This is a genomic window from Canibacter oris (assembly GCF_014197205.1).
In the GTDB taxonomy this organism is placed as follows: Bacteria; Actinomycetota; Actinomycetes; order Actinomycetales; family Microbacteriaceae; genus Canibacter; species Canibacter oris.
This window is the reverse complement of record NZ_JACIFD010000008.1, coordinates 1-14,208: the sequence shown is the minus strand read 5'-3', so window position 1 is coordinate 14,208 and position 14,208 is coordinate 1. Positions and strand designations below refer to the sequence as shown.

Sequence of the window (14,208 nt, the reverse complement as noted above, 5' to 3'; positions counted from 1 at the left end):
GGGTATAAGAAAATCCGCCCATGTTAGGCGGCTTAGACGCGAGGTGCAGCGAGTTTTTGTTTCACGGTGTCGATGTCGAACGCTGTTAGGTTTTCGGCTGCTCGCTGCTTTTGCGGTTCGACACCTGGCCGGGTGATGCGTTCCGGCCGGTTACGGTTTTTCTGACCGTCTTTTGTTTTACTCCAAGCGATCCACCGTTGCACGTCTACTAGCTCGGCTAGCAGTAGCTCTGTGAGTCCCCAGGGGGATTGGTCGGGCGCGATTTTGCGCATAACCGCGGATTCCGGTGGGAGGTTGCTGGCGCAAGCGGCTAGGTGTCGGACACTGTATTTTGTTCCTAAATCATCCAGGTTGAGATTATAGAAACGTTGCAGGTCGGCTCGCAGCAGTGTTGGTTCTAGGGTTAAGAGTGCTGCGAGCTGTTGGAGTTTGGGACGGCCGCCTGCATGGCTCGGGCGAAGAAATCGGCGAGTTTGCTTGCTGAGGTGCGGCCGGTGGTTTTGTCGCGGCAGTGTTCTTTGGCGCGCTGGTAGCCGCGCGTGCCAAGCATTGACTGCATCACTTTTACGATAGCGAACGGGTCGGATCCGTCGGACGCGGCAGCAAGCTGTTCTAGAATCTCGATATCGTCAAGCGCGGCAGTGTCAATCCATAGTGGAACGCCGTCTACGACGACTTGCTGACGCTGCTGCGTGTTTTTGGTTTGCTTTTTCTTGTTCTTTTTGTTGGCCATTTTATGCTCCTAATAGTGTTTTGTGCTCCAGAAAATAGGGGGTGGGCGCGCCGGGAGCACGCGGCGCGGCCACCAGTCAGGGGGATTTTGTTAACTTGCTAGGCTTGCGATGTATTCGTATGCGGCGTTGCCTGCAGCGTCAGGATATGCGGTAATCACCACACGGTAGCCGATGGGTTCGCCGGACTGATAAACAACTTCACCAATCTCGGTGATTTGCCCATTAGGAATCACGATGCGTTTGACCCGTCCGCCGGTGAGTAGAATCTCATAAACGTAAACGCCCGTCGGTAGCTCTTTGTCATTGTGCAGCACAGTTAGGCCGTTGGTGATATCCCCGGAGACGTTCGCGGGGCCGTAAACTTGTTTCATCACATGCTCGTTGGTTTCGATGAATGTGTGCTCGAAAGTTTCTGTTCGGCCGCTAACAATTTTCAGCACCGTCTGACCACTCCAATCTTTAATATCGGAGCTATCTTTTTCGATAGAGTTGGTCAAACCATCTTCTGAGACGAGACCGAGCCCCTGAAACTGTGATTTGAGCGCGGTCTTCGCGTCGTTAGGCAAAGTCGTGCCTGCAGGCGCAAAATAGATACCGCCAGCGGCTTTAGGCTTGCCAACCGAAACATTGGCAGCATTGTTAGTAGTAGTTGTAGACATAAAAGGTTCCTTTCAAAAAATGGGACAAAAATTTTACGAATCAGCAGCGACCAACGCCACAGTGACAGTCAACTGATAGCGCGGCTGTGTGCTCACAGGGTCAGGAAAGTTATAAATGCTCTCAATTTCTACCCCCGCGATTTGCGGATGAACTAGCTCCTGAGCTTCCAACACCCGCGCCAGCAAATGCGCGAGCTTAGACGCAACCAGCCGAGTTTCCGCCCACACCTGAACAGCGAGCGCCGCGTAGCTTACTTGGTTGCGGGTGAGCCAGCCTACTTGTTCGATTGTGATGAACTGTTGGGGGCGGGTTTCTGGAATGTTGAGGTAGGCGGCTAGTTGTGCGTTTTGCAGTGTGGTGTTAGTGTTTATGGTTTTGATTAGTAACAGTTCAGGGTTTGGATGCATTGGGTCTCCCTGTTGTTATCTTTTGATGGTTTTGCCGCCTGCTTGTTTGAGTGCTTTCAGGAGGGTGTTGTTCTGGTGTTCCTCTCGGCGGGCGGCGTAAGTTTTTGTTGATACGCGGGCGCGGGCACGGGTTTTGCCGTTTTTCACGGTTATCGCGTATCCATCTTTGCCGGTGGCAGCAACGATTTTCTTTGCTTGCTGTTCAAGCAGACGGGTTACACCGGGTAGGTTGCGGACTGCCGCGGCGCCAGTGCGTTTCACGTACACGTGGATGAAGTCTTTAGCCATCGGCGCGCCCTACTTTCACAGGTCGATTCCAGCGGCCTGGGGTGTTGGCATCAGTGTATGGTTGCGGGTCACCGATGACTGTGAAGGGTTGCAGGTTGCGGATCCGCACGCGCGCGCCCCTGAGCGATTTCATGTAGGTTTTTGGAAAATGAAGCTCTAAGATGACCTCGATACCGTCTACCCGGGTTGAGCCCTCTTTATCCGTGGTTAAAGAAGGTGCCACGAGCACGTTGTGGACGGTTTCGGAGGTTTCTTGCCAAATGGTGTTGTTGCCTTCGTCAACGCCTGCTGGTGTGCGGGAGAGCACTTCAACGGTTTCGCCCTGCATGATTGGCTCCTTCTAGTAGGTCGATGCTGCCTGCGCGTTGTTTACCGATACCGAGCGCGAGTTTTTCCTGCCGAGTAAGGAAGAAATCCCCAGCGGGGTTTAATGGCTTATATGTGGAGGAATATGGTCCTGCGCTCATTTGCAGCGTCTCGAAACCTCCGCCTAAACCCCCGGTGGTGTCTTCTGCGCCAGCGAGTTTAGATTGCAGTGCGCGTTGGACTACGCTGCAGATAATCCTGCGGCGGGTGGCTGCTGGGCTTGCTGCCGTGAACGGTGCGATATCGAGCACGTACTGGGTAGCGTCCTCTAATAGCACTTCTGCTTGCTGTTCACGGTCGGGCGGGAGCTCTGGCCAACGTTTTTTTATATCGTCTAGTGTTGCCCAAGGCTGAAAATCTGTGTCGGTCATCACTCCCGCCCTTCCCTATTGTAGTTATTTCTTGCCGCGCTTAGCAGCGGTAGGCGCGGCCGCGGTTTCCGCCGCCGGAGGTTCTACAGTGTCGTCTGAGGTTTCCGCCGCGTCCTCTGCCGGAGGTTCTGGTAAGTCCACTGGCGGCTCTACAACAGCCGCACCTGTGTGTTTATCAGAGGTAGCGGCGTCGCGCTGCACAACCTTGTATTTATGCGCTTTCAGAATCTCTGCGAGCGCTTCGTCAACTTCAACGGTTGTTCCTTGTGGTGATTCCATCTTGATAGCCATTTTTAGAGCTCCCGTCCGCCGGTGAACTTCACGAATGCGTCCTTGTCCGCATTCATGAAACCGAACTCAGCTTCCGCACGGATCGCGACGAGGTTGTGCTCCCATAGGCTCACTAACTCGTTGTTGATGGTCACAGTCGCCTGGTCTGTGGCATCGTAAGTGATGCCGCCCGTGGTGCCCCAGATGATTTTGGACCAGTCACCTGCGAAACCAGCGATTTCGGTGTTACCGACACCTTCACCAACAAAGGCAGGGCGGCCTAGCAGCTTACCGGCACGGAACGGGGCGGCCGCGTCTTCGAGAGGAGTCTCGATAAACAGTGGTCGGCCGTTCGCGTCCACCGCGCTGTTGAAATCAGCTTCGACAGTTTCGTCGAACGCGAAACCAGTGAGCTTTTTGCGCGCAACGCTTAGGATTTTAAGCGCGCCGTTAACGTCAGCGTACAAGCCGCCTTTGTTCTGCTGAGCGGTGCCAAGCGCGACACTCTTAGAAGTGGCTGCTAGGTGCTGGTCGGACCCGAAGGGGCTTTCGGTGCCGAATAGCACGGCTTGGTCGAACGCGGTCGCGAAGGCTTCGCCGAGGTCGTCTTTCAAAAGTTCCATAAAACCTGCCGGGTTTGCGCGGATTACCTCTGCAGAGGTGACAGCGATTGCAGCAAGCTTCTGCGGCTTCATCGCCTTCACTCCCATGCCCATTTCAGTCGTCTGCTTCTTCCCGCCCTCAGCTACCCAGCGAGCCTTGGTTTTAGAAGTCACAATAGGCACTTCGATACCGTTGATTCCTAGCGGCACTTGGCGGGCGAGCTGCTGCACAACAGACGCGCGGCGCGCGGCAGCGAAATATGGTTCGGCAAGGTCTGGCTTAATGAAACCTTTCAGGTTCTCAAGCGTGGTTGCGGCAGTGATTGCCATAGTCATGTTCCTTTCAAAAAAAATTGGTTATTTAACGAGTTTCAGCAGGCTTTCCAACAGGCCATCACCGTTTAACGCGTGTGCGTCCCGCTCCGGTTCACCCTCACGCGGGAGATAAACAGTGCTCGAAGCCTGCTGCTGTTGCTGTGTGCCAATCATGGTTTTAAGCTGTTCACCGTGCGCTTGCAGGTCTTCGAGTGTGGATCCACGCAAAGCTTCTACCGGCACACCGGTTTCTTTAGCGACCTGCTGTTTCCACTCTTCGACCTGCTGGCGGGTCTCGTACTCTTTCACCAGGGTTTCTGCTTTCTCTGCACGAGACAGGGCTTTTTCCAGCTCGGTTTTCGCGGCTTCCTCCGCGGCATCAAACTTTGCTGCTTTTTCCTGCAGCTCACTGTAGTCAGCGTATTTCGCGCGTTCACGCGCCAGCCGGTCGCCAAGAATCTTATTTAACTGTTCCTGGCTTGTAATCGCTGTGAACTCAGCGTTATCAGTGTCGCTGGTGTCAGCAGTGTTGGTGGTTTTGGTGCTGCCAGTGTTGGTGGTTGCTGTGTTGGTGTTTTCAGCCATGATAGGGTTTCCTTTCCGCACCAGTGTGCGTGATGTTTTGTGGGCAGCCGTGTTTACCCCGCGGCTGTGACGGGTCAAAATTGGGTATGAAAAAACCCGCCACGAGGGGCGGGTTTAATCAGTTAAAGCCTACGATACTAGGCGGCAGCGAGCGCTTTCTTCGCTTCCTCCTGCACCTGCATATACTCGTTGTAGTCTTTATCCAATAGCCATGAGTCTGCATTGTACAATTCTCGATAAGTGTCTGTAATCCACGCTGGCATGAGCTGACCGGTTTTTTTGGTGTGCTCGATAGCGTAAGAAGCTGTGACAATGATTCCCGCGAGTAAGTCGTTGCGCAGGATATCCAGAGTGGTTTCTGCCGCCTGCCGGTCAATAATATGCTCGTTGTACATGTGGTCGAGCCATTTTTCAATGAAGTTGAAATTTGAGTCAGCAGAAAACATTGGCGATTCAGAGTTAAATTTATCCATAGTTACTCCAATGTTATTCGATACGCAGAGATAATCTCTGCATCTGCCGAGTCAATACTTTTATTCAATATTACCTTGATTTTAACCCCTTCGTAACTGCCTTCTAAGAATCTTAGATTTTGCGGAGTTGCCTTTTTCTGCTGTTCTACAACGGACTGGATTGCTAGTGCGACATCAGTTGGTGTCCAGTCTTCGGGGAAAGCAGTTTTGCCCTCGCGCCAGTTGTACTTATGGAGGTGGCCGCCCCCTTTCATATCGCCGTAAAGAATGTGGTTAAACTTCCAGGCGTTGAAATGGAAGTATTTGTTTTCGTCCCATGGGAAGGGTAGCGGTGTTGGTTCTAGAGGCGGCAGTAGGTAGTTTGCTGCGGTTTCACCTCTACTAGCAGCGAGCTGTTTCGCGTATTTTGCGATAGCACGCCTGTTTTTTGCCCAATCGTGCTTGCTGATGCCAGTGTCGCGGAACGCACCAGGTGTTTTTACTTTGTGCCCGTCAGTAAAAGCGCCAGGGTATAAGCTACGCATTTTCGCAGCTATTTCTTTCTCAGTGCCGTTTTTAACCCTGCGGACTGCGGTTTGATACATGTCGTAGTAGCTATCTGGGTCATATCCTGGTATTCGCGGGGCAATGTTACCCCATGCTGGCACAATGCTGCAATCGCAGCCATCATGAGTGGACATGAAAGCGTCGTCATGGTCACGGTACACCCAGCCACGCGATGCTAACAACGTGCACCAGGCACATGTCATAGGCGGGACGGGAACTAAAGCAAAACGAGGCTTTTGTTTATCCGCGGCAACGTTTCTTGTGATTGTTTGTCTTTCGGACTGTATCAGATGTTTAGCTATATTACTTTTTAGCTCCTGTAAAGCAACCTCTGGTTGGGGGTTTTTCGAAAATAAATGCCGGCAACTAGATCTGATGCTGTCTTTTACTGCTCTGGGGTGTGGATAGTCAGCGAGCGCCGCACGGAAGTATTCTATTTCCCGGGCTGAAACTTCAGCATCTCTTTGGTGTTCGTACCAGTCGGCAGCTACCGTGGCGATAGTGTCAACGTAGTCGTGTAGCAGCTGCGGTATATCGCGCTCTAGGACGGCAACGAATTCCGCGTTTGTCATGTTTTTAGGCCGGCTATCCCAGATAGTATCAACTTGCCCGGCGGCGGCTTCTAGGATAGTTTTCCGTGCCGCTGCCAATTCGTCGATGTCATCTCGGGTTGGCATATGTTAACCTTCCGTGTTTTTGGTGCTCTCTTGTTGTGGTTCAGTTTGTTGCTGGTTGATTAGAGCCGCAAGTGTGCCAGCATTACGGCGTTTGTCAGCGAGTAGGCGTTGGATAGCGTCTGCGCTGTAGCCGAGTTTTTCCAACACGACAGGGGATTCAGCCAGCCACGGGATAACGGTCACTTGTTTCAGGATTGCGTCGGCTGCTGCCGCGTCCGTGGTGTGCACGGTCGGCGCGAACCAGCCCTTAACCTGTAACAGTTCCTCCGGCACGCTGCCGTCGCGCAGCTGGACGCTTGAGATAGCGAGACGGCGGAGCGTTTGCTGAAAGCCGCGGATCGCGCTATCTGCACGCAGCCGGAGCGGGTCACGTTGCGACTGGATAGCGGAATCACTAGCAGGGTTATCGCTCGGAAAACCGAGCTCGTCAAGCGGGATACTGCACTCTGCTGCTAACAGTGCTGCCCACTGGCGCAGCTGGTCAGTATGGGGCTGCATGTTCATTTGCGGGAATTGCCCGATGGTTGGAGTATCGCCGTCTTCATCTTTGCTGATAGTCAACAGCTTCGACTGCAGCGCGCTCCACTTGTTCTCGAACGCTTCTTCGTCAGCGCCCAAAGCGTAGCGTTGCGGGGTGGCATAGAATTCGGCGCCGACCTCGCTGCGCACGATAGTGCGGATAGCGGAATCCGTGAGGGTTTTCACTGTCGGGGTGATTCGTGACCTGCCGAACGGTCGGCCAAGGTCAGCCCCATATACTAGGGGCTCCATTAGTACGCGGCCGGTTGGGTTTGGCTGGATGTCTACGCGGGCGCGGCCGTTCGCTAGCAGTTCTACGGTTGCGACCTTATCCGGCAGATACAAGGTGACTTCCTGCGGTTGGCCGTCTTTTTCTTTGTTGACTGTTAGGCCAGCGTCGAGCGCGCGGCGGCGTGCGTTCCAAATACCGGTCGCGTTAAACGCGCTGCGTGTCAGCCATAGCACTTCTGGCTCGTGTGGATCTATGCCGCGGCTGACTGTGATAAACGCTACAGAGTGAGTGAGCGCGCTGGTTACCGCGTGCGAGAACTCGTTAAAAAAGTCGTTCTCAAGCGCGATACCGTTAAGTCCGAAAGCGTCGTCTGAGCCGGGAATCTGAAAGCCCTGCAGTTGGATACGGTCAGCCAGCACATCGACGGCTTTGGCTGGCCAACCGAGTACGCTCTCCATGCTGCGAAACTTCGGTGGCAGGCTGATGCCAAGGTCTTTAATCAGCACCTTCTGGTCGTAGTAGGCTTGATTGGTTTTGTTGCCTGCTCGTTTCGCGGTCAACTTGTCCAGGAGTTTCCGCAGCAACGCCAGCTCACTGTATGAGATAGTCGCCTGTGACGCGGCAACAAGGCTTGTAGAAATGTTCAGGGTCATGTTGTTACTACCTGTTTCCTTCCTGGCCTGCGTGTAGTTGTGCGCGCGGCATGAAACGCGAGCGTTGCGGCTTCCATGGCCGCTACTGTTTCACCGTCGGGGGCTTGCCACCCGAAACCGCCGTTGTTGCCAATCTTACGAGTGGTCGCGCTAAGCACTTCGCGAGTTAAAAGTTCCTGCCCGGAATGTGCGAGTGTGCCTTCCACGACAGCCTGTAGGAACATGCCGTGCGCGGCGATGACCTCTCGCACTGTCGGCACAGTCACCTGTCGTTTATTGCGCACACCCAGCCGGCGCAAACCGTCGAGCAGATAGCCGTTCATGCTGTTGCTGTCGATAACAATCTGTGCGGCACGGTCACGCCGTGCAGCGAGCCATTCAATCACCCACCCGATGCCTTCACCCGTTGGTGCTTCATGAATAGCTTCAATAAACACCGGCTCACTAGTGTCAGCCGGACGGCGAGCAGCCGCGAGCGCCACGGTCGACCCGTCTGGGGTGACCTTGACCGCGTAGCAGGTTGTGCCGGCGGGCGGCGGCGTGCTGGTTTTGAGGTTGTCCCACTGGTCTGGGGTGAATACTGTTTTGCGGATTGCGAGCTCGTCCCAGATGCCGTAGGCTTCGCGGCGGAAGTTATCGTCGCTGCCGATGTTTTTGCGCATGCGTTCGATAGCTTGCCGTTTGGTGCGGTGGGGATATGAGGGGTTGGCTAGCTCTAGTTGTTTCCAGTCGATGATTTTTGCGTCTTTATCTGCTGAGAACTCGACATAGAGAGTGTCTGGGTCGCCGCTTTCTAGTGCTTCCTGTCTGCGGCTGGTGAACGCTTCGCCGGGGTCTTTAGGGCGTGGAGGGGTGCCCATGAAAACTGGCAGGCCGTTTGGTGCTGCGTTAGTTGCTGGCAGCATGTCGGCGAGCGCGGCTTCGGTGAGGATTTGGCATTCGTCGAATACCATGATGTCGACTTTGTCGAAGCCGCGGCCGAAGCCGTAGGCGCGGGACCCGAATTTAATGCGGCTGTTGTTGTGGAAGTGGATTTCCTGTTGGCCGTTAGCACGGCGGATGTTTTTAATATGGGGGCGGACAGCTGTTTTTTCTGCCATAGCCGCCATTTTGTTAAAAGTTTCATCACTGGTTCGCAGGTGGTGTGCGGTCCAGATGATTGTTAGATCTGGGGCGAGGCTTGCGAGCGCAAATACTGCCCAGCCGAAAAGATAGGTTTTGCCGGTTTGGCGGGGAATCGATATCCACACGCCGCCGATACCGCACGAGTAGAACCCGTTTTCGCGGTAGGAGAAGGCGAGTGTGCCGATGCCTTGCTGCCAGCGGTCGAATAAGACGCCGAATTCTTCGCAGCGGGCTTCAATCATCGGCCAGCTGGTCGTTGAAACCCCTTCGGGGATGCACAGGTGGCGAGCGGTCTCAGACAGCTTTAAGTTCGACCGGTTTAAGGAGCGGCTGCGGTGAGACATACGTCACTCCTTTATCGTCTTGTTTCTCCTGCCGAGCTTCCAAAGCTTCGGTTAGCTCTTGTAGACGGCGGGTGAGCGCGGGCAGGTCTTTAACCGGGGTGGCGCGTTCGCGAGCGCCGTCGATAGCCGCGGCGATGATGATCTGCATTTGCTTGAGCTGTTCTTCCGCGTCACCGTCAAGTACCGCGGCGAGCACGGTTTTATCCGACATAGTACGGACAATTTCAGAAACTTCGTTAGCGGCTTTTTCCTTGCGTTTTTGCCTTTGAAAAGCTTTAGCGCACCGTCCGGAACAGGTGAGAGCGTCTGCACGCAGGTGCGCTATACTGGTGGCACAGACTCGGCAACGGTTTTCACTCATTTAACCCTCCTGTAACCCCGACAAACTAGGGAACCCGGGGAGAGATTCACTATCCAGCCGGTGGGGCACGAGGTCACCCTAGGGAGGGGGTAGCCCCCTGGGGTGTTCCATAAAACCCCTGGTCAGGTAGTGGTTTTGGTTTCATAATCTCACCAATTAATGCTGGTTTTCGGCGTATATGTAGCAGGTGTGTTCCTTGGCGCTCTTGAGGTTTTGTCTCCGAGACTGCTGTTGCAGCGGCGGCAGATAATCTGAATGTTCGAGAGAGCGTCGGTGCCGCCTTTAGCGTACGGCACGATGTGGTCAGGTGTTGCAGCGTTAGGCGCGGTACCGTTTTTGTAGGTAAGTTCGACACGGCAATAGCGGCAGTGAGTTATCTCGTTTTGTTTCGCGTGGTGCAGGGCCCGGCGGCGTAGCTGTTTCCATGCCGCGGTGCCGGTGCGGGAGCCAGCCATACTGCCACCTCGTAATCAGCTTTGCCTGGGTAAACAAAAAGCCCACACAGTTGGTGGGCTGCGCCACCGCCAACCCCCTCTATCCGGGGTGCAGCTGTAGCGCTATTATAAGTGTAACCTTGCCACCCTTGATTTGCAAGGCAACTCGACAATACGACACGCATAATTTCTCACGGCTCCTAGCTATTGTTCTTCCGGCAATTTGCCGCCGGCACGGATCCACGTTTTAATAATCCGCTGCTTCTCTTCATCAGTAAGCTCAAACCCTGCAGCGCGACGGCGCTGCTCCAGCCCGTTATCAACCAAGGCTTTGTAGCGCACCCACGCCACTACGACCCAAGGTTCAAACCAAATATATTTCTTGCTATCCCGGCGGTGCTTCATACCCTCAGCCACCCACCGGCGCAGCGTCCGCTCGCCCTTGTTAAACTGTATCGCCGCGGTACGCAAACCTATCAGGCGCATAAAACTCACTCCAATCAACCTCAAAAAACCAGCCACAACCAGTGCACGAAACCTCCGGCGCGTGACCTGCCGGCCAGCGGCACACAACCTCGTCACGGGTACACAACGGACAATGCCTGCGCTGATACGACTTCGCGGCATCGACCGGAAACAAACGCTCAAGCTCAATGCAGGTTTGTTCAAAGTCGCGCAGCAGCTGGTGGGTCTCAAAGACTCCAGTCAAAGTGTCGAACCTGTCGTGCAGCAAATCAAAAACTGCTGGCACTGTCAGCCCCGGGTTTTGTGGCAACCGTAGCTTGTTACGGACCCAGACGCCCCAGCCGAGGATAAGTTCTTCAACGGATTTCAGTGCGTCAAGTAAAACTACTGACACCGGCGGGCAACCGCCAGACACCAGCTGCGAGCCACCAACCTCGCCATGATTCGATGACGGCACCCGCGACGCCACCAAAACCTGATACCTGAATTCCAAATCAACGAGACGCCAACTAAGCCGCCGCCGACAAGGCAGGCACAGCTCGTTCAAGGTTTCACAACCACAGACCCGAAAAACCTCAGACACTTAGAAATTCCTTCCCACAAAATTGCCGGCCACCCACACGCCCTCGCGCCCTCACGCGCGCACTCGCACGCCCGCTCCCACGCGCACGCGCGCACTCGCGCCACAGCCATGAAGCCTTCATGAAACTTTCATGAAAGCGATAATCCCGCTTAAAAACAGGCTTCAAGCACTCTGGCGCCTGGTTGTTTAGAACGGCTCCCAGCCGTCCTGAGCTACCGTCTCCGGCTCCGCCGGGAACTGCGGCCGGCGACTGTACTCCGCGCCCTGTCGCGGCGTGGTAGTGGTTTCCGGCTCGCCGCTCGACTCCTCGTCCGATTCGTCCGTCTCGTCCCGGTTCATGTCCGGCGTTGAGAGCGGCACCCGCACCGCGTGCGGGTCTTCCCGTAGCATTTCGTAGCTGTAGCGCGCTGTGCGACACGGACCGCACGCCGACTCCGTACCGTAAGGCTGATGCTTCGCACAAAACGGCGACGCCAGCACCTGGCGGTTTAGTGAAGCTCGCGCCGGTGTACGCTTTGCCTGCTGTAGGTAGAACTCTGCCTGCAGCTTTTGCACCTGTTCGGGTGTCAGCTCGCCGTTTACGGACGGCTGCGGATCCACCGGTGTAGTGTTTACCGCCACCGGTTCGGCCGCCTGTAGGATTTCCGGCTCTGCTGTCTGCGAGGTTTGCTGCACGGCTGGCTGTGGTGGCGGCGTTTGTTGCGGCTTCGGTGCTGCCGCTGCTGTTGTCTGCTCGGATGTTGGCGTCACTGGTGCCGCCGCTGCCGGTAGGTTTTGCGGTGGCGCTAACTGTGACGGCTTCGCATGCTGCACTGCTGGCCACGGCACCACCTGTGCCAGCCATTCCCCGTCCGGCGCCTGATACGCATGTAGCCAGCCGCTCTGTATCAGCTGCTGCAGGTGTGACTGTAGCTCGTCCTCGTTCATCTGCGGATCGTGCCTGTAGATCGTCGACAGTATCAGCCGCAGGTCGAGTTTGCACCGACCCTCGTCGTCGACATGCATCCTCATTCCTGCCGCTGTGAACCTCACCGCTGGCGGCAGCGCTGCGAGCCGCTTTTCTGTGAAGTCGATACTCGGCAGCGACCTCTGCCGCCTCTGCTGCATGGCTGTCAACTCCTTGCATGTAAAGATTAAAAGCTAAATTAAACTCCTCCACCGAGGAAACCTTGAAGCACTCAGTGAAGCCGCGGCCAAGCGGTAACAGCTGCTGCGCCAGCTCGTCATTCTCACTATTGAACGCGGGCGGAAACACTTGCCGCAACAGGGCAAGCGCTGCCTGTTCCTGTTTCGCAATAGTGTTGCGGTCCAAGAAAATCAGTTCCGCGCCGCGCGCCACCAACGACCGCCACCGTGAATTTTTGTAGGCGCGGCCAACCTTAATAATGCCGTGCTCCTCGAAATACACCATGTAGGTCATTGCGACCGCTGGCATGGTGCCGCCTACTTTTTCACGCGCAGGCGTGGCCACCGGCGCCACTGGTGCCAGGTTTTGCAACGGCACCGTTGCAGCCATAGCGGGTGGAGTGGCGGCGGGCGGCTGTGGATCTACCACCAGGCGCGACCGCATCTGCTCCGACGGTTGCGCAGGCTGCTGCCATGGCGAGACAGCCGGCACTACTGGTGCAGCTGGTGCACCCCATTCTGCCGGCACGACTGGTCCGGTCTCTGTCGGCTCGATGTAGTAGCCGTCGTCGTCAATCTCGCCCGCGGCAAGCAGCTGCGCCTTAAGCCCCGCCTTATAATCTGCACTGGCGAATGGCGAATCAAGAATCGGGTGACGCCGCCGCGCCGGCTCCGGCTTACGCGCCGCCAAAATAGGTGCACAAACCTTCCACGCCGGCATTTCCACCAAGTCATAGTAAGCCTGGCGCGCGTGTTCTGGTACGGGGCGTGGCCACACACCCCGCTTGGTTTCCACACCATGGTCACGTGCAAAAAGCCAGCGGGCAGTTAGCTCTTTCTGACAAATCTCAATCTCCCAGGCGTCATACGTGCCTATCTTCCATTCCGGTAGACCTGGATAGTCAAACAGCAGCGGCGGCTCGTTGTTCATGTTCTTGTAAAGGTGGGCGGATTCCCAGCCCATGAGAGGAATCTCACTGTTTTGCACGGCTACCTCCTAGCTTTGACTCGTCTGCTTTTGCTGCAGCTTGCCAAGCACACCGTAAAAATGCGCACCGGCAGCCGTTTACCTGCTGCACGGGCGTGTCAAGGAACGACTGCAAGCCGCGATAACGGTTTATCTCATTTGCAGCGATCACCGCGACCGCAGCAATGTCACAAGCGTCCACAACGCGCTGCACCGCCGCAGCGTCGTATGCTTCGACAGCCGCCGCTAGCAGCTCTAAATCTCGAACCGCGCGCCGCTGCTCAGGATTGCTCATGTCGACCTGCATAACCTGCATGGCTAAAGACCTAACAGTACGTGGTTATCGGACCGGACAAAACGGCTACGTAACGCGTTCTCATGTTGTTCGAGCTCGCGCTGCAGCTCAGTAAGACCCACTGACGCGCGAATCAGCGCAGGTATTTTTGAACTAAGCATGAACCGCGCCCAATTATCAGCAGTAGTGCGGCACACATGCAGAAACGCTTCAGCTGCGCTTTTCACATCCGCGCCGGCGTAAACGCCAATAACGCCAGCCGCAGTCGCGTAACTCCAAAAGGTCTCTATCGTGCCATCAGCGCGGTGCCTGTAATAGTCGGCAGGATAATCTTCGAGAGCCGCAGCAGGTAAGCTCAGCGCGGCGGTGAGGTCTTCGACGCTGTAGGAGACAACGGTGCGGCTGTAGCCCACACGTACACGGCGCGCGGCGGCGCCGAAAAACACAGGCAAAACATGATGCACGTCATCATACGCGTATGGCAGCAGCTCAGCTCCTACTGGTGCCGGCTGCAGCGGCTGCGGCTGCGGATCCACGGGCGCAGCGAAAACATCAAACACAGGCGAAGTGAAAGTGCTCATACCAGCACCGCCTGCCGTTCACGCAACGCCAGCTCGCGCTCGATACGCTGCAAGCTAGCAGCAACGGTGTCTAGCTCTGCGCGAATCTGCGACAGCATACGCTTAGAAGCAGAATACTTCACCGTGTCACGCTCAATGCGGCGTAGATCCGTATAGCGTTCCTGCAGCTCCTGCAGTTCAGCAGATAGCGCTTCGTTATCGTATTCTTGAAGAAATTCGTTAAGCTTTTC

General features: G+C 55.6%; 22 protein-coding genes. All 22 read right to left on the bottom strand.

Annotation, left to right across the window (positions count from 1 at the left end; all coding sequences use genetic code 11):
* Positions 1–32: 32 nt before the first annotated feature.
* Positions 33–272, bottom strand: a complete 240-nt coding sequence (locus tag F5897_RS07840; protein WP_221221295.1) for a DUF5361 domain-containing protein — start codon at positions 270–272, stop codon at positions 33–35.
* A 131-nt stretch (positions 273–403) separates the two neighbouring features.
* Complete coding sequence (locus F5897_RS07835; RefSeq protein WP_221221294.1) at positions 404–733, bottom strand: hypothetical protein; 330 nt, start codon at positions 731–733, stop codon at positions 404–406.
* Positions 734–823: 90 nt separating this feature from the next.
* The gene (locus tag F5897_RS04640) at positions 824–1,393 is read right to left on the bottom strand and encodes a phage tail tube protein (protein ID WP_183304654.1); all 570 of its coding nucleotides are present in this window, start codon (positions 1,391–1,393) and stop codon (positions 824–826) included.
* Between the two features lie 33 nt (positions 1,394–1,426).
* A complete protein-coding gene (locus tag F5897_RS04635) occupies positions 1,427–1,801 on the bottom strand; it encodes a hypothetical protein (RefSeq protein WP_183304653.1) in 375 nt (124 codons plus the stop codon).
* A gap of 15 nt (positions 1,802–1,816) precedes the next feature.
* A complete protein-coding gene (locus F5897_RS04630) occupies positions 1,817–2,089 on the bottom strand; it encodes a hypothetical protein (RefSeq protein ID WP_183304652.1) in 273 nt (90 codons plus the stop codon).
* Positions 2,082–2,417 carry a hypothetical protein gene (locus tag F5897_RS04625; RefSeq protein WP_183304651.1) on the bottom strand — a complete coding sequence of 112 codons (336 nt, stop codon included), beginning with the start codon at positions 2,415–2,417 and terminating at the stop codon, positions 2,082–2,084. The genes F5897_RS04630 and F5897_RS04625 overlap by 8 nt, the downstream gene beginning before the upstream one ends.
* Positions 2,398–2,826 (bottom strand): Gp19/Gp15/Gp42 family protein, encoded by a 429-nt coding sequence (locus F5897_RS04620; protein ID WP_183304650.1) that lies wholly within the window; start codon positions 2,824–2,826, stop codon positions 2,398–2,400. The genes F5897_RS04625 and F5897_RS04620 overlap by 20 nt, the downstream gene beginning before the upstream one ends.
* Positions 2,827–2,850: 24 nt before the next feature.
* Positions 2,851–3,105: a hypothetical protein gene (locus F5897_RS04615; RefSeq protein WP_183304649.1), complete on the bottom strand. Its 255-nt coding sequence runs from the start codon at positions 3,103–3,105 to the stop codon at positions 2,851–2,853.
* A 14-nt stretch (positions 3,106–3,119) separates the two neighbouring features.
* Complete coding sequence (locus F5897_RS04610; protein WP_183304648.1) at positions 3,120–4,028, bottom strand: phage major capsid protein; 909 nt, start codon at positions 4,026–4,028, stop codon at positions 3,120–3,122.
* Positions 4,029–4,055: 27 nt separating this feature from the next.
* Positions 4,056–4,598, bottom strand: coding sequence for a hypothetical protein (locus F5897_RS04605; RefSeq protein ID WP_183304647.1), 543 nt, complete (start codon positions 4,596–4,598; stop codon positions 4,056–4,058).
* Between the two features lie 137 nt (positions 4,599–4,735).
* Positions 4,736–5,071 carry a hypothetical protein gene (locus F5897_RS04600; RefSeq protein WP_183304646.1) on the bottom strand — a complete coding sequence of 112 codons (336 nt, stop codon included), beginning with the start codon at positions 5,069–5,071 and terminating at the stop codon, positions 4,736–4,738.
* Positions 5,072–5,073: 2 nt separating this feature from the next.
* Positions 5,074–6,294: a VG15 protein gene (locus F5897_RS04595; RefSeq protein ID WP_183304645.1), complete on the bottom strand. Its 1,221-nt coding sequence runs from the start codon at positions 6,292–6,294 to the stop codon at positions 5,074–5,076.
* Between the two features lie 3 nt (positions 6,295–6,297).
* Positions 6,298–7,698 carry a phage portal protein gene (locus F5897_RS04590; RefSeq protein ID WP_183304644.1) on the bottom strand — a complete coding sequence of 467 codons (1,401 nt, stop codon included), beginning with the start codon at positions 7,696–7,698 and terminating at the stop codon, positions 6,298–6,300.
* Complete coding sequence (locus F5897_RS04585; RefSeq protein WP_221221293.1) at positions 7,695–9,167, bottom strand: hypothetical protein; 1,473 nt, start codon at positions 9,165–9,167, stop codon at positions 7,695–7,697. The genes F5897_RS04590 and F5897_RS04585 overlap by 4 nt, the downstream gene beginning before the upstream one ends.
* Positions 9,118–9,378, bottom strand: a complete 261-nt coding sequence (locus F5897_RS04580; protein ID WP_183304643.1) for a hypothetical protein — start codon at positions 9,376–9,378, stop codon at positions 9,118–9,120. Before F5897_RS04580 ends, F5897_RS04585 begins: the two co-directional genes overlap by 50 nt.
* A gap of 299 nt (positions 9,379–9,677) precedes the next feature.
* Positions 9,678–9,983, bottom strand: coding sequence for an HNH endonuclease (locus tag F5897_RS04575; protein ID WP_183304642.1), 306 nt, complete (start codon positions 9,981–9,983; stop codon positions 9,678–9,680).
* A gap of 183 nt (positions 9,984–10,166) precedes the next feature.
* On the bottom strand, positions 10,167–10,367 hold the full coding sequence (locus F5897_RS04570) for a hypothetical protein (protein WP_183304641.1): 201 nt from the start codon (positions 10,365–10,367) through the stop codon (positions 10,167–10,169).
* A 40-nt stretch (positions 10,368–10,407) separates the two neighbouring features.
* Positions 10,408–11,010: a hypothetical protein gene (locus F5897_RS04565; RefSeq protein ID WP_183304640.1), complete on the bottom strand. Its 603-nt coding sequence runs from the start codon at positions 11,008–11,010 to the stop codon at positions 10,408–10,410.
* Positions 11,003–13,123, bottom strand: coding sequence for a hypothetical protein (locus tag F5897_RS04560; RefSeq protein WP_183304639.1), 2,121 nt, complete (start codon positions 13,121–13,123; stop codon positions 11,003–11,005). The genes F5897_RS04565 and F5897_RS04560 overlap by 8 nt, the downstream gene beginning before the upstream one ends.
* Positions 13,110–13,418 carry a hypothetical protein gene (locus F5897_RS04555; RefSeq protein WP_183304634.1) on the bottom strand — a complete coding sequence of 103 codons (309 nt, stop codon included), beginning with the start codon at positions 13,416–13,418 and terminating at the stop codon, positions 13,110–13,112. Before F5897_RS04555 ends, F5897_RS04560 begins: the two co-directional genes overlap by 14 nt.
* A gap of 2 nt (positions 13,419–13,420) precedes the next feature.
* A complete protein-coding gene (locus F5897_RS04550) occupies positions 13,421–13,978 on the bottom strand; it encodes a hypothetical protein (RefSeq protein ID WP_183304633.1) in 558 nt (185 codons plus the stop codon).
* Positions 13,975–14,208: hypothetical protein (locus F5897_RS04545; protein WP_183304638.1), on the bottom strand; the 234-nt coding region annotated here is incomplete at its 5' end. The genes F5897_RS04545 and F5897_RS04550, both read right to left, overlap by 4 nt.

Excerpts from the sequence above, each read along its gene's own strand:
- F5897_RS04600 (WP_183304646.1), bottom strand. The coding sequence starts at position 5,071 with ATGGATAAATTTAACTCTGAATCGCCAATGTTTTCTGCTGACTCAAAT.
- F5897_RS07840 (WP_221221295.1), bottom strand. The coding sequence starts at position 272 with ATGCGCAAAATCGCGCCCGACCAATCCCCCTGGGGACTCACAGAGCTA.
- F5897_RS04625 (WP_183304651.1), bottom strand. The coding sequence starts at position 2,417 with ATGCAGGGCGAAACCGTTGAAGTGCTCTCCCGCACACCAGCAGGCGTT.
- F5897_RS04640 (WP_183304654.1), bottom strand. The coding sequence starts at position 1,393 with ATGTCTACAACTACTACTAACAATGCTGCCAATGTTTCGGTTGGCAAG.
- F5897_RS04585 (WP_221221293.1), bottom strand. The coding sequence starts at position 9,167 with ATGTCTCACCGCAGCCGCTCCTTAAACCGGTCGAACTTAAAGCTGTCT.
- F5897_RS07835 (WP_221221294.1), bottom strand. The coding sequence starts at position 733 with ATGGCCAACAAAAAGAACAAGAAAAAGCAAACCAAAAACACGCAGCAG.
- F5897_RS04555 (WP_183304634.1), bottom strand. The coding sequence starts at position 13,418 with ATGCAGGTTATGCAGGTCGACATGAGCAATCCTGAGCAGCGGCGCGCG.
- F5897_RS04610 (WP_183304648.1), bottom strand. The coding sequence starts at position 4,028 with ATGGCAATCACTGCCGCAACCACGCTTGAGAACCTGAAAGGTTTCATT.
- F5897_RS04550 (WP_183304633.1), bottom strand. The coding sequence starts at position 13,978 with ATGAGCACTTTCACTTCGCCTGTGTTTGATGTTTTCGCTGCGCCCGTG.
- F5897_RS04615 (WP_183304649.1), bottom strand. The coding sequence starts at position 3,105 with ATGGAATCACCACAAGGAACAACCGTTGAAGTTGACGAAGCGCTCGCA.
- F5897_RS04595 (WP_183304645.1), bottom strand. The coding sequence starts at position 6,294 with ATGCCAACCCGAGATGACATCGACGAATTGGCAGCGGCACGGAAAACT.
- F5897_RS04630 (WP_183304652.1), bottom strand. The coding sequence starts at position 2,089 with ATGGCTAAAGACTTCATCCACGTGTACGTGAAACGCACTGGCGCCGCG.
- F5897_RS04590 (WP_183304644.1), bottom strand. The coding sequence starts at position 7,698 with ATGACCCTGAACATTTCTACAAGCCTTGTTGCCGCGTCACAGGCGACT.
- F5897_RS04575 (WP_183304642.1), bottom strand. The coding sequence starts at position 9,983 with ATGGCTGGCTCCCGCACCGGCACCGCGGCATGGAAACAGCTACGCCGC.
- F5897_RS04570 (WP_183304641.1), bottom strand. The coding sequence starts at position 10,367 with ATGAAGCACCGCCGGGATAGCAAGAAATATATTTGGTTTGAACCTTGG.
- F5897_RS04620 (WP_183304650.1), bottom strand. The coding sequence starts at position 2,826 with ATGACCGACACAGATTTTCAGCCTTGGGCAACACTAGACGATATAAAA.
- F5897_RS04635 (WP_183304653.1), bottom strand. The coding sequence starts at position 1,801 with ATGCATCCAAACCCTGAACTGTTACTAATCAAAACCATAAACACTAAC.
- F5897_RS04605 (WP_183304647.1), bottom strand. The coding sequence starts at position 4,598 with ATGGCTGAAAACACCAACACAGCAACCACCAACACTGGCAGCACCAAA.
- F5897_RS04580 (WP_183304643.1), bottom strand. The coding sequence starts at position 9,378 with ATGTCGGATAAAACCGTGCTCGCCGCGGTACTTGACGGTGACGCGGAA.